We start from the raw sequence: 13503 nt of genomic DNA, 5'->3' as shown, positions 1-13503 counted from the left end.
ACTAACCGGTGCCCTGAAAATCACGGACACCGGTTAATTTAAGGCTCAGTCCTGAAACAAGAGTTCCAGTGGGTAGCCGGTAAAAGGCTTGGTTTTCTCAATCACCAAATGAGAAGTCATACGGGAAATCGCCGCCTCTTCATTGGCCAACAACTGCTCTGAGACTCGATTAAAATCTGCTGCGTCCGGGCAGACGAAATGCAGCATATAGTCGAACTCACCAGACATCTTCACACAGGAAACAATCTGTGGAATATCGCTAATAATACGGCGAAAGTTCTCACTGGTACGGGCATCCTGCCGCTTAAGCGCAACGTTTACATAAAACTCTGCATGCCGAACTTTATCCAGGTTTATCTCGGCAAAGAACTCGCGGATATAGCGCTCACTGGTCAGGCGTTTAACCCGGGCCAGGCAGGCACTTTCCGATAATCCAATTTTTTCACTCAAATTCAGGTTACTTGTACGTGCGTTTGATTGCAGGGCCTGCAAAATACGCAAATTATGCCGGTCAATTTTCACGGAGCTATTTTCTTTTGAATCTGAAAGGGGGCAAGGATAGCGGTATTCGCCGGTGGCATAAACATTACAGCCACCGGCATGGGAAACTTGTCATCACTTCAAAGGTGAATTTGGCGACAACCAGTCTCCCGGCAAAGGCCTAACCGGCCTGGCGGTTACCACTGGTGACGAACTGTTCAATGCGATCCAAGGCCCGCGACAACTCGGCCTCATCAGCCGCCAGGGTGAGGCGAACATGATTCACTGAACTGCTACCAAAGGGCGCGCCAGGCAGTACCGAGACCCGCTCAGCATCCAAAAGGGCTTCAGCGAAGGTTTGCCCGGAGCTGGATACCTTGGAGACATCCACCATAACAAACATCCCAGCCTCAGGGCTGTAGCAACTCAAGCCAGGTATCTGGCCAATCCTCTCAACAATCAGGTCTCGACGCTGCTGATAGGCATCCCGCATCTGCTTCACGAAGTAGCTATCAAATTCCAGGGCAAAGGCAGCGGCCTCCTGGATAAACTGCGGGCAGCCAAAAATTGTCGCCCCTGCAAAAGCAATCAAACGATCTACCAGGGGACCACGAGCTACTGCCCACCCCAGGCGCCAGCCACTCATGGCGTGGGATTTGGACAAGCCATCAACCACAACAATATTATCCAGCGACTCCGCTGCCGTACGCAGAGAGGTGTGGCGGCGGGCAAAGGTGATCATTGAATAAACTTCATCACACACCAGCCAAATATTGCGCTCGCGGCAGTATGCCGCCAACTCGCGCAATTGTTCAGGGGTAGCCATCGCGCCAGTCGGGTTTACCGGCGTATTGATCATAACAACCTTGGTCTGCTCACTGATGGAGGCCTTGATAGCGTTGACATCAAAAGCAAAATTGGTCTCCGCCGGGCAAGTCACTCTCTTTACGGAGAGGCGCAAGGCATCACAAATGGGGACATAGCCGATATACATCGGCTCGGGAATTACTATCTCCTCACCGGGGTTTAGCAGGCAGGCAAGTACTGCGTAGATAGCGTTGGTTCCACCGGGGAAAACAACAACATCATCCGGATTACAGGGGTGGGGAGAGACCTTGCTCTCGATGTCCGCAATAGCCCTGCGCAACATTGGCTCCCCGGCGGCAGGGGAATAGTGGGTGCGCCCCACTCCCAGGCGAGCGCGGGCAAAGTCGAGGATCGGCTCGGGGGTGTCAAAGTTGGGATCGCCTACACAGAGAAAGATGACATCCTCCCCTTTATTGGCGAGATCGTGAGCCCGGTCACTCACAGCCCAAACATTGGAATCCTCACCATTCAAAGCCTCACTTTGCAAGCTGAACCTGGGGGTAAAATTTGTCACGTTTTTCACTATTTAGCAGCCATTTATAGGGGCTAAGGTAACAACCATCTGGGTAATCGGTGCCGCTATATGACCGTCAATTTCGCATTAGAGGGAGCTTTTCTCAGGTATTCCCGCAGATAATGCGGGGGCCAGTGTGTTCACGTGGATCGCGACTAGAAATAGATTTTCAGTCTCAGTTACTCAGGTCGATCCTGCCGCCCCAAAGAGAGCGAGTAATGAGTAAAACTTAAGCAAGGTATCACCCCATCCCACTGCAATTGAACACTATTAACCGGAGCCAGGAAAATCCCAGGGCTATGGACAAAGCTTCATTACGATGTTCTTTTTTGACATCCCGTCCGCTCCCCATGCCCCTTTCACCTGACTCGCAGCAATCTCCCTCAAGTTTTCGCTGTATATAGATTAACTTTAATCTTCAAAGATGGAGGGCAAACTCCAATCCCGGTTTAGGTGCAAAACTGGCCCCTTAGCGCCTCTGGATATACTTAGTGTTAACCAGCTTTGGTCTTCCGAGACTATCTATTACGACTTGATTGCGTGTTATCGTTAACACCTGAAAACCAATAAGTAAATATAAATCATGGATAAGATGAAACAATTACTAACCTAACTTTTGCCCTCCTGTTCACTTACGGCAATCGGCACTGAAATTTCTCAGGAAAGGAAGTTGGAGCTTATTAATTCTATCGAGAAAAAGATTGCCTCCAACTATGTCCTGCAAGAAAACCTGGAAGCTATTCACTCTTCATTAAATAAAGTTGCAGAGTCAGAGGCATTCAGACAAGCCTCTGACACAGAGTCAGTGGCTGGAATTATTAAATCCGCCTTAACAAAGCATGATAAACACTTTGGCGTAAGCTGGGATGATCCAGAATCTCCCCAACAGCAGCCGAAACACGAGGATTGGTTTAGTAAGCTCAGTAGAAAAAATTCTGGATTTACCCGAGTCGAAGTTTTAGAGGGTAACATCGGCTATATTGATTTCTGGGGGTTTGACCATGTTAACGAGGAGTCCCAAGGTCGAGTGGCTGCAGCTATGGCATTAATCCAAGATACCAGCGCTATTATTTTTGACCTGAGAAAGAATGGTGGTGGTAATGGCTTTATGGGCGGCCTTATCAGCGGTTATCTTTTTGATAAACCCACCCACCTCAATAGCATCCACTGGAAGCCCGCGGGCAATGTTACAGAGATATGGAGTCAGGAAAAGGTTCAGGGTAAAAAGGTAGCAGACACCCCGGTATATATATTAACCAGTAGCGATACCTTCTCAGCAGCAGAGGCCTTTGCGTACTATTTAAAGCACCTGGACCGTGCAACCATTATTGGAGAGGCTACCAAAGGTGGGGCAAATCCCTGGCAGTACTCCCCCCTTGGGAATGGCTTTAAAATAGCAATCCCTATCGCCAAGGCAGTTAATCCGATTACCAAAACTAACTGGGAGGGGACTGGTGTAAAACCAGATATCGAGACATCTCGGGAGAAAGCATTTCCAACAGCCTATAGGCTCGCCTTACAAGCGGCCAAAATTTCTACTGCACACCCGGAACATTTAAAAGAGATTCAACAAAAACTGCAGGATTTCGACAGCCTTTAAAATACCTTAACCCCTTTCAATAACTTTTCAGACTACTACTTCAGGAAGGGGTCCTAGTTATTAGCCACCCCTCCCAGATCAATTCAACACCCCATAAATAAAAAAACAGCCCTTAATAATTGTAAAAATCTTTCACTCACATTAACCTAAAATCATTCCCTTATCTTATTCGTGTAGCAGGGCGAATTGGATGTTTCAATTTACTCAAATCCTAAAGTACATTCCTGAAGAACTTGCGGACAGCTTTGCCCACCTCCCTCCAGATGAATACCTAAAATCCCAAAATCCATATCGCTACCGAACATATAGTTCAGGACTCTATAGTGGCAATTCAATTGAGTGGAGCAACAATACCATCTTCATACAGAGTAAAACAATCAACACGTACCTTGGGGATATAGAGCGTCACTACCCCTCATTAGGAGCAATCGCTCGAACATTCTCACAAAATATTGTAAGACACTTAATTTTCCAACAATATATACCGGCAAAAAAATATCAGGTCGGGTGCCACCAGATAAGAGTTCGTGCTACAGATGAATTCAACGCTTACCCCACCCCTGAGGGTTTTCATCAAGATGGGTTTGACTATGTAGCGATTAATTGTATTAATAGAAATAATGTCAATGGAGGCGAATCATTCATCAGCAACTTGGATGAAAATGAAATTATATTTCATGGCACACTAACCCCTGGAAAAGCTTTGGTTTTGAACGACAGGTCGCTCAAACACTACGTAAGCCCCATCACTCCTCTTTTTCCCGGGGAGGCTTTAAGGGATGTTGTGGTAATTACATTACATAACGATAGAAACACCACATGAAAACATGAAGCTTACCCAAACCAGATCCCAAAGAATTTTTTCAAGCTTAAAAAGATGACCGCCTAAATCAAACTTCAAATCCTCTCAAAATACCAAACCAAGATCTTTTATTAACTTAATATCCATATCAAGATGCTTGCAATACCATATAGTAAACCACCAGATAGCGTAGACATTTACCCATGGCAACCAACAACAAAAACCAAACCAAGCGAATTCTTAGAATACCAGCCATTACAGTAAGGGGATCACCAATAATAGGCACCCAGGAAAAAAACAGGGAGAATACCCCATATTTTTTAAATCTCTGTTCAGCCTTTACAAATTCCTCTTCAGACATTCTCAACCATTTCTTGATCATGCCCAAGCTGGCCCAGTAGCCTAATGCATAATTGAGAAGAGAGCCCGCTACATTCCCAGTAGTGGCGACTATTATCAGGGCCCAAGGGGAGAGCCCCTGGAGTAATAGACCAGTCATTACAATTTCTGAGCTTAGCGGCAGAATGGTCGCTGCCAGGAATGCTGATACGAAAAGCCCCAAAAATCCACACTCAAGAAAGTACCCCATAATGACGACTCATACCTAGCTAAACTCGGCATTCCTTCTATCTATACTTATAATTATGCCACTATAATCGAAAAAAGGGGGACATCCCAACCCCCCCTCATCAGTGTTAGCGATACTAGCCACAAGCCTCTACTTTTTATATTCACCCTTGTTAACACATTTTAGAATTCATAACCTTACACAGACTTACTTAGGCCCAAGTACAGACCCGCTCATCCGAAGTCGAAATCAGTGTCCACCCCATAATCCTCCAGCCACCTTCTAGTTTTGCTATCGACAAGATATTGCAGGCAGCTTTCCTACTCCTTTCTTTTGATTTGGATCGCTGAAAAACAACAAGCGATGTTGCTGAACCATCTTCTGAAACATAAATTTTCTCTATATATAATCCGGAAAATGGATATGTCTCTAGATCCATAGTTTTACGCAGCTGGCCGATAATTACGGGGATTAAATCGGGATGACTAGACAACCCCGGCTGCTCACCGATAAAAAATAAAGGGGATTGAGCAAAGTACTTCTTCAAACTACTTGGCGGAGATGAACTATTAAGTGTGCGGTAAAAACTTTTTATAAGATCAGATACTTCACTGCGCGAGCTTGCATACATTTCAGATGAAAAGACAATAAATACGACAACCAATAGCGCCATAGCAATTTTCATGGCTACCACTTCCTATTTTAAGGAGTTTCTGAGTAACTCTGCAATTAGGGGGGGGGGACAGACTAAAGGTTGAAGTATAGTTATGCTATTAATTCGCATGGACTAAAGAAGGAAATCTGACAATCACCAGAAGGAGTTATCCTGTGTCAGAGGTAATAGTGGAGAGAAGTATTTACTGTCCTTATTGTGGTGAAATCATAAAAATACTGGTTGATTCATCGATTTTGCCTCAACAGTACACTGAGGACTGCCAAGTTTGCTGTAGGCCTATCGTTTTCTCTGTGGAACTCGATTTAAATGGCGAGCTATCTATCGTGGCTCATACTGAGGATGAAGCGTTCTAAATCGCATTGTCGCACTCAAATTCACTTCAAATTGGCAAAAACTTCAATCGCTCGCTTCCGTCCAGCCCCCACATCGCAAATCACTTGAGGATAGCCTTGAGTCGGCGGTGGATCGTGTATGGCTTTGTCGCTCAGCTCCTTTAGCTCAGGTATAAACTTGCGGATAAAATCTCCATTGGGATCAAAACGTTGCGACTGACTATAAGGGTTAAATACACGAAAATAGGGTGCAGCATCAGTACCCGTGGAGGCAGTCCACTGCCAGCCCCCATTGTTGGAAGCAAAGTCTGCATCAATTAAGCGCTGCATAAAGTAGCGCTCACCCCAGCGCCAATCTATCAGCATATTTTTACTGAGAAATGAAGCTACTATCATACGCAATCGATTATGCATCCAGGCAGTCTCATTTAACTGTCGCATCGCTGCATCAACTATCGGAACCCCAGTCTCCCCCAAAGTCCAACGCTCAAACTGATCCTTATTGTAGGACCAGGGGATTTGGTCAGTTTCCTGCTTGAATGGCCTCCCTTTACTCAGACGGGGAAAGTCCACCAACAAATGGGTATAAAACTCCCGCCAGATTAATTCGCTAATCCAACAGGCCGCCCCATCATCTCCACCCAGCCAACGCCCCTCATTCATATCCAACGCCATTGCTATACATTGGCGAATCGAAACAGCACCACTATTTAGGTAGGGGGATAAGCAGGAGGTACTATCAAGTGCTGGAAAGTCTCTCTCTGCCTGATAAGCAGATATTTTTCCACCGAACTTCTTGAGCCGTTTCAGTGCCGCCTTTTCTCCTGCTTGCCAACCTTTAATCAGGCCTGCATCGTCGATCTTATCTATCGAGTATGTCGACAGTTGCGTTGGAATCTTTTGGCTCAATTTCTGCTCTTCAGATAAAGAAAGCCACTTTGGCCAATGTGCTTCATTTTCCCGGGTAGAAATTTTCCGAGGCTTAGGTAAGGTTTTTACTTCACTATCGGCACACAATTGAATCAGTGCACGCTTGAAGGGGGTAAACACCTTGTAGGGTTCCCCTCCGCCGGTTCTTACTGCTCCCGGTGGAAGCAGGGTGCGGTCACTGTAGAATTGAACCTGAACCCCCTCATTTGTCAGTAAATCTTTTACTGCATTATCACGGCGCAGCTCATTGAGTGGATATTCAGCATTCGCATAGAGAGCATTGATATCCAGGCGCTCAACTATTTGCTGAAGAACCCCTGGAACCTGAGCAAAAGTAGGAACTTCAACGAAGTACAGCGGTATATTGCGCTCCTCTAATCCATCTTGTAATTCACGCAAACAGGCAATACGAAAAGTTACCAATGGATTGCCTTCATCCTGACTCTGCCAGGTATCCGGACAGGCAATAAATACAGCAGCTACCTCCTGACATTGCACACTGGCTTGGTAAAGTGCTGAATTATCATTGAGGCGTAAGTCACTGCGTAGCCATACCAGGCCACGCGGCAAAGTCACTGGGCGACTCATAGCTTTAAAGACTCCCGCAATTGCGTAACTGCGCTCTCTGTATTTCCGGCAAGTACCCTTGTTAAAGGGAGACGGTTCAGTTCAGTCAAAGCCAAGCGCTGCACCTCAATAAAATCACCCGCAAGCCACAGGGGGGCAGTCATCCCCTGAACAGCACTTGGTAGCTCACGTTCAAGAATATTTTTGGGCAGAGCCTTGTGGCTGTAGCAAAGCACTCCCTGAGCACCCAATTTTTTGACGGTACTTCCAAGGTCCAATAATCCCGCAGGATAAGCCAGGGTAATAGCCTCTATTCCTGCAGCAAGGAGTACCGCAATAAACATCTGTATAAATGCCTGTTGGCCCTGAACGCCAATGTCCAGTAAAAGAACACGGGGCTTCGCCTGGGACTTGTCTTTGTCCAGGTTTTTCCTGGCCATACCATTAGCCAGAAGTAGCTGTTCCTTTAACAGAGGCCAGAAAAATGTCTGTGCTCCACGGGCTTCAGGTAGGCGAAATCGCTCAAGCCGCACATGCAAAGGTTTCAACCAGTGCTCCAACAGCAAAGCGGCAGGGAATGAGGAAAACCACTGATCGAGACGGCGGCGCAGCTGGGGTTCTGCAAAGTCTCTGAGAAGACCGGAGGTTTCATCCAGCATCGCCTGCCAATTGTTTTCTCCATCGCCTGCAGTCGCTGCCCCCCCTAAATTGTCCTGCTCTCGCGCCAACAGGTCTCGCACTTGACCAATGGAAACGCCCCTGGCGAGGCATTGCAGGACCTTTTCGATCTGCTCGACTTCCTCTTCACTATAAAGGCGATGCCCTTTACTGGTGCGCATGGGTTTTAGTAAACCATAACGGCGCTCCCAGGCCCGTAAGGTCACGGGGTGCACCCCGGTCCTCCGAGCTATCTCACGAATCGGAAAATAGTTTTTTTCAACAACTTCTGGGTCGGACATGACGCTCATTATCGAAATTCACATAAACCTAATTCAGCCGGCTCGGCAGCGAGCAAGACCTGGCTGTGGATAAAGTGGTGTGGGCTTCTCGGCAAGTAATGACGGAGCATAGTAAGCACCGCCGAAATCGGTTTATGCCCTTGCCGGTACTCCTCGATAAGCTGGGCCAGTTCAGCCCGCTCTTCCCGGCTTAAATAGCCCTTTAAATGCCCCTGGCTGTGCATCAGTGCATTGGTTCGATCCTTGCGCGATGCATGTTGGGAGAGAATATCCATAATCCGCCCACGAATTTCATAAGCGAACTCTTCGGGGGTCACCGCACGAGAGTTGGAAACAAACTGACCCAAGGCACGGGTCAGAGGCTGGCTATGGGCTAGCAAGAGGTACTTATAAGCGGTGTAAAACTCAATAACTTTAGCGGGTCGAGGATCCGGCGATACATAGCGATGCCAGGCATCGTAAGCAAATACTCGGGTTAAAAAGTTCTCGCGAATATCGCTGGCATTCAGTCGCCCTACTTCCTCCATAGGGAGGTGGGGGAAATTCTCTCTCACACGCGCAGCAAATAGACCTGCCGAATGCGCCAGTACACCGCGACCATCTTCTTTGTAATGGGGGGTAGTACGCACACCGCAGCTGGGAGACTTTTGCATCAGGATAAAACCGCGCAACTGCTCAACCTCCGGGCTTATCTCATCTGCGTAAGCCTCAAGATCCTCTGTCACATCGATATTGGTGTCATCGCGCCCAACTGCACGCAGGCGATCACTGACAATCAGGTGAATTGGTGGGCGGGGCACTCCCAAGCCTATTGCCACTTCCGGGCAGTAAGCTTGCAGATCAAAGCAATTACCCAGCAGCTGAGTGCAGACTTTGCTGTGCTTATGGCTACCGTTATATCGAACGGGATCACCCACGGCACAGCGGCTGATACCAACGGGAATCTTATGCGGCAGGAATTGAATATTCATAGTCACAAAGTGTGCAGGTAATGGCCTACCTTTTTTATAGCCTGTCACTAAAACTTATACAAGATCTGCTCTTGTATAAGTTTTTGGAAGTCTCTTGCAAGGTAACCGTGGCTTGCGCAAATACAAACCAAAGCTACAATGCAAAGCCGCGTTCATTCCGAGTTTTAGCGCTGCGCGCACTCTTATCGCCGGTCCCCGGTCTGCGATGCGGCCCATACCTCCCGGAAAGTACGGATTAGCTCATGATTCCAGCATTGCGCGAAGTCGACGAGGTTCAGGCGCTCTATTTGCAGTTCTTGCAGGAACTGAAGGACGCAGGTTTCCGTGGCGATACCACCCCCAGTTATGCCAGCCGCACGGTCCTGGCTACCGATAATTCGATATACCAGGTCCTCCCCCAGGCCGTTGTTTATCCCCGCGACAGTCGTGACTTGCAGCTGCTCGCCGAGCTGGCTGACAGGGAGGAGTTTCACTCGGTAGTGCTATCCCCCCGTGGCGGTGGTACCGGTACAAACGGCCAGTCCCTGACCGATGGACTGGTTGTAGATATCTCCCGCCATATGAACCAGATCCTCGAAATCAATGTTGAGAAGCGCTGGGTCCGGGTACAGGCCGGTGTGGTCAAAGATCAACTGAATGCAGCACTCAAACCCCACGGCCTCTTTTTTGCTCCGGAGCTTTCCACCAGTAACCGAGCCACCATTGGCGGCATGATCAATACCGATGCCTCAGGCCAGGGTTCATGTGTCTACGGCAAAACCCGCGATCACGTGCTGGAGTTACACACCGTATTATTGGGCGGTGAGATTTGGCACTCGGCCCCGATCGACGATGAGGAGCTGGCACAAGTTAGTGTCGGGGATAAACGCTCTACACAGGTTCACCAAGTCTGTGATTCTATCGCGCGTACAAAAGCAGAATTAATCACAGCAAAGTTTCCCAAGCTCAACCGCTGCCTCACCGGCTACGACCTGGCTCATATTCGCGACGATAAAGGCTTTAACCTCAATAGTGTTCTCTGTGGCTCAGAGGGAACCCTGGGTTTTATCGCCGAGGCAAAACTCAACCTGTTGCCAATTCCCAAATGTGTCGCTCTGGTCAATTTAAAGTACGACCATTTTCAAGAGGCGCTACGCGACGCCAAAGACCTGATGCTGGCCGGTCCCATGTCAATCGAGACGGTGGACAGCAAAGTGTTGCAGCTGGCGATGGAAGATATCGTCTGGCACAGCGTCAGTGAATTTTTCCCAGCGGATGATCGTCCGGTCAAGGGCATTAATTTAGTCGAGTACGCCGCCGATAGCGAAGAGGAATTGGAGCAGGCACTGGCCCAATTTACTGCTCATATTGATGAAGCTATTGGCCAGGCAGGTAAAAGTTTCGGTTATTCCATTGCCCGAGGCCACGCCGAGGTCAATCGAATCTGGGCCATGCGCAAACGGGCCGTGGGCTTACTGGGCAATGCCCAGGGAGAAAAACGCCCAATTCCCTTTGTCGAGGACACGGCGGTACCACCGGAAAACCTGGCGGATTTTATCGCTGAGTTCCGCGCGGTATTAGATAAGGCCAATCTCGACTACGGTATGTTTGGCCATGTCGATGCGGGCGTGCTGCACGTGCGCCCGGCAATTGATATGAAAGACCCCGAGCAAGCCGCACAAATTCGTCCGATTACCGATCAGGTGGTCGCCCTCACACAGAAATATAAAGGCCTTTTGTGGGGGGAGCATGGGAAAGGTGTCAGGTCTGAATACGCACCGGAGTTTTTTGGCGAGCTCTACCCTGAGCTGCAAAAAATCAAAGCCGCCTTCGATCCTCGCAACCAACTCAATCCGGGGAAAATAGCTACCCCCAGTGATGACAGCCAGCTGCTGAAAATTGACGAAGTATCCACCCGAGGCGAGCGAGACCGGCAAATTCCCGCCCAGGTCTGGGAGGGCTATGAGGAAGGTGTGCACTGCAACGGCAATGGCGCTTGCTTTAGCTGGAACCCCGACGATGCCATGTGCCCTTCCTACAAGGCCACTCGCAACCGTATTCACTCTCCCAAGGGGCGCGCCTCTTTAATGCGCGAATGGCTGCGATTGCTCAGCGAAAAAAATGTTGATGCGGTCTCCAGTGCCCAGCGCCTGCGGGAACGCTCCTTTTTTGTCGGACTCCCCAAGCGCATTATCAATTCCCTGGCAAAAACCCGGGGAGAGTACGATTTCAACCACGAAGTTAACGAGGCGATGCAAGGCTGCCTGGCCTGTAAATCCTGTGTAGGGCAGTGCCCGATAAAAGTGGATGTGCCGGAGTTTCGCAGCAAATTCCTTGAACTCTACTACAGCCGCTATTTGCGTCCGCTAAAAGATTACGCCGTCGGTGGGCTGGAATTCCTAATGCCACACCTGGCCAAGCTACCTCAGTTATACAACTGGCCACTAAAACTCAAGCCAGTTTCCTTCCTGATGGAGCGCCTGTTCGGCATGGTGGACAGCCCACTGTTATCGGAAAAAACCTTGAAAGCGACTATGGCGGAGCTGGGTGTGCCTGTCGCCAGTGCCGCCTGCCTGGAGTCCTTGGGCCCGGCACAGCGCAGTCGCGCAGTGGTGATAGTGCAGGATGCTTTTACCAGTTACTTTGATGCCCAAGTGGTTGCCGACATCGTGCGCTTGCTAAAGCAGCTCGATTTTGTCCCCATGCTGGCGCCCTACCGCGCCAACGGCAAACCCCTACATGTGCACGGTTTCCTGCGCCAGTTCCAGAGGGTCGCTGAATTAAACAGCCAGATGCTTAACGACCTCGCCGCCAGCGGTATTCCCCTTGTGGGCATCGACCCCTCAATGACCCTGACTTATCGCTCCGAGTATAAAAAGCTGATGGGCGATGAGGCACCCAAGGTCCACTTGTTACAGGAATGGCTGGCTTCCCAGCGGGAGCACCTGGAACAACAGCGCCACCGCATAGCGCCCGCCAACTTCCAGCTTCTGCCCCATTGCAGTGAACAAACCAATGCCACCGCCTCGGTGAAAGACTGGCAAAATGTTTTCACTGCCCTGGGCCTGGAACTCGCTACCGAGAGCCTCGGCTGCTGCGGTATGGCCGGTACCTATGGCCACGAAGCAGATCACAAAGAGACCTCACGAGTCATTTTCCAGCAATCCTGGGCGCCCCGATTGAACAGTGGCGAAAACCAGTTGGCCACCGGCTATTCCTGTCGTTGCCAGGCCAGTCGCTTTGCAGGCGTATCCTTGCGCCATCCGCTACAGGGGCTACTGGCACAACTGGATAAATAGGCATTTACTGACGTAAGGGGCCCATATCTCCGGGTCTCTTACTGTCCACCCAAAGTAGCCTGCGGGAAGTGCCTATGCACAAACATCTCTCAAACCTGCTCATGCTGTTTTATGCACTGCTTGGCATCGCCGTATTGCTAGCAGCAATATCCATAAGCTCAAACTCCGGGAAACAACAATTAGGGCACCATCTATCCCAGGCCCAACACTCCCTGGCATTGGTTACTGAGGCTGAAACCTACGCCCGCACGGGCAACTACGCCGACGCACTGCCACTTTACGAAAAGGCCATCTCCTCGCTGTCCGACTATCCGGACCAGCAACAGGCCCTGCGCTACCGCTACGGTATTGTGCTCAATGCATTTAGCGCCCAAGCGCGACCTGACCTCTACCCCCTTGCCCGCGCACAGTTCGAATCGGTCCTCAATTACCTGGATGAGGGCGCGGTGCTACCGCAGTCCACCGCGAGAGTGCGGTCGGCCATGGCACACACTTACCATCAGCAAGCAGCAACGGAGAAGGAGCACACTCAGCGAGCTCATCTATTACGCTCGGCTTACCTTCTATATAAGAGTGCAATCCAAGGCCTGCGCGAACAGGCGGAATGGCAGAACCTTGCCATCACCTATTTCAACCTGGGGCAAGTCTGTGAATGGCAGGGAAACCTGGAGGAAGCCATCATCTGGTTGGAAAAAACGGTGAAGCTGGACATGCAGCACAAGCTGCCGGACCTCCAGGAAGACAGTGACTACTTATCCGCATTGCGCAGCCAGGTGGAACCGATACTGGAAAACCCCGAAACCGCGCTGTAAGTACTGGGGATTCCCTGCACTTTTTAATGTGACGCACCGGTTTTTCCGCTAAAACCTGCTGTTTTTTGTCATATCAGCAATATATGGAGAATAAGTCACAAATAATTTATGAGGAATTTTTTACTGTTCCAGTCATGCTAAGCAATG

Annotated in this window: 12 protein-coding genes; 5 read left to right on the top strand and 7 right to left on the bottom strand. The window is 49.5% G+C overall.

Translation table 11 applies throughout. The features are described from left to right. Positions 1–45: 45 nt before the first annotated feature. Positions 46–522, bottom strand: coding sequence for an Lrp/AsnC family transcriptional regulator (locus ACJJIY_RS08670; RefSeq protein WP_108731811.1), 477 nt, complete (start codon positions 520–522; stop codon positions 46–48). Between the two features lie 139 nt (positions 523–661). Then, on the bottom strand, positions 662–1861 hold the full coding sequence (locus ACJJIY_RS08665; RefSeq protein ID WP_444914742.1) for a pyridoxal phosphate-dependent aminotransferase: 1200 nt from the start codon (positions 1859–1861) through the stop codon (positions 662–664). A gap of 670 nt (positions 1862–2531) precedes the next feature. Between ACJJIY_RS08665 and ACJJIY_RS08660 the strand changes: the two genes are divergently transcribed. Both ACJJIY_RS08660 and ACJJIY_RS08655 read left to right on the top strand, forming a co-directional pair. Then, positions 2532–3461, top strand: a complete 930-nt coding sequence (locus ACJJIY_RS08660; protein WP_445359417.1) for a S41 family peptidase — start codon at positions 2532–2534, stop codon at positions 3459–3461. Between the two features lie 190 nt (positions 3462–3651). Next, entirely contained in the window at positions 3652–4284 is a 633-nt protein-coding gene (locus tag ACJJIY_RS08655; protein ID WP_444906404.1) for a 2OG-Fe dioxygenase family protein, read from the top strand. 127 nt (positions 4285–4411) lie between these two features. Here the strand turns inward: ACJJIY_RS08655 and ACJJIY_RS08650 are convergent, their stop codons facing one another. Together ACJJIY_RS08650 and ACJJIY_RS08645 are read right to left on the bottom strand one after the other, a co-directional pair. After that, on the bottom strand, positions 4412–4852 hold the full coding sequence (locus ACJJIY_RS08650; protein ID WP_445359416.1) for a YqaA family protein: 441 nt from the start codon (positions 4850–4852) through the stop codon (positions 4412–4414). Positions 4853–5042: 190 nt separating this feature from the next. Next, positions 5043–5516, bottom strand: coding sequence for a hypothetical protein (locus ACJJIY_RS08645; protein WP_445359415.1), 474 nt, complete (start codon positions 5514–5516; stop codon positions 5043–5045). A 143-nt stretch (positions 5517–5659) separates the two neighbouring features. On the opposite strand from ACJJIY_RS08645, the gene ACJJIY_RS08640 reads away from it, so the two are divergent. Next, positions 5660–5860, top strand: coding sequence for a CPXCG motif-containing cysteine-rich protein (locus ACJJIY_RS08640; protein ID WP_445359414.1), 201 nt, complete (start codon positions 5660–5662; stop codon positions 5858–5860). A 21-nt stretch (positions 5861–5881) separates the two neighbouring features. Here the strand turns inward: ACJJIY_RS08640 and ACJJIY_RS08635 are convergent, their stop codons facing one another. From ACJJIY_RS08635 to ACJJIY_RS08625, 3 genes are all read right to left on the bottom strand, one after another. Beyond that, positions 5882–7357 carry a cryptochrome/photolyase family protein gene (locus tag ACJJIY_RS08635; protein WP_445359413.1) on the bottom strand — a complete coding sequence of 492 codons (1476 nt, stop codon included), beginning with the start codon at positions 7355–7357 and terminating at the stop codon, positions 5882–5884. Next, complete coding sequence (locus tag ACJJIY_RS08630) at positions 7354–8229, bottom strand: MerR family transcriptional regulator (protein ID WP_445359412.1); 876 nt, start codon at positions 8227–8229, stop codon at positions 7354–7356. Before ACJJIY_RS08630 ends, ACJJIY_RS08635 begins: the two co-directional genes overlap by 4 nt. 74 nt (positions 8230–8303) lie before the next feature. Next, a complete protein-coding gene (locus tag ACJJIY_RS08625; RefSeq protein ID WP_108731802.1) occupies positions 8304–9266 on the bottom strand; it encodes a YbgA family protein in 963 nt (320 codons plus the stop codon). 242 nt (positions 9267–9508) lie between these two features. Between ACJJIY_RS08625 and ydiJ the strand changes: the two genes are divergently transcribed. Both ydiJ and ACJJIY_RS08615 read left to right on the top strand, forming a co-directional pair. Further along, positions 9509–12544, top strand: a complete 3036-nt coding sequence (ydiJ, locus tag ACJJIY_RS08620) for a D-2-hydroxyglutarate dehydrogenase YdiJ (RefSeq protein WP_445359411.1) — start codon at positions 9509–9511, stop codon at positions 12542–12544. A 74-nt stretch (positions 12545–12618) separates the two neighbouring features. Then, positions 12619–13356 (top strand): tetratricopeptide repeat protein, encoded by a 738-nt coding sequence (locus ACJJIY_RS08615; protein ID WP_282934256.1) that lies wholly within the window; start codon positions 12619–12621, stop codon positions 13354–13356. Positions 13357–13503: the final 147 nt, after the last annotated feature.

Source organism: Microbulbifer maximicatervae (SeqCode) (assembly GCF_052468155.1).
The sequence above is the reverse complement of the archived record's forward strand: the minus strand, read 5'-3'. Positions and strand labels throughout refer to the sequence as shown.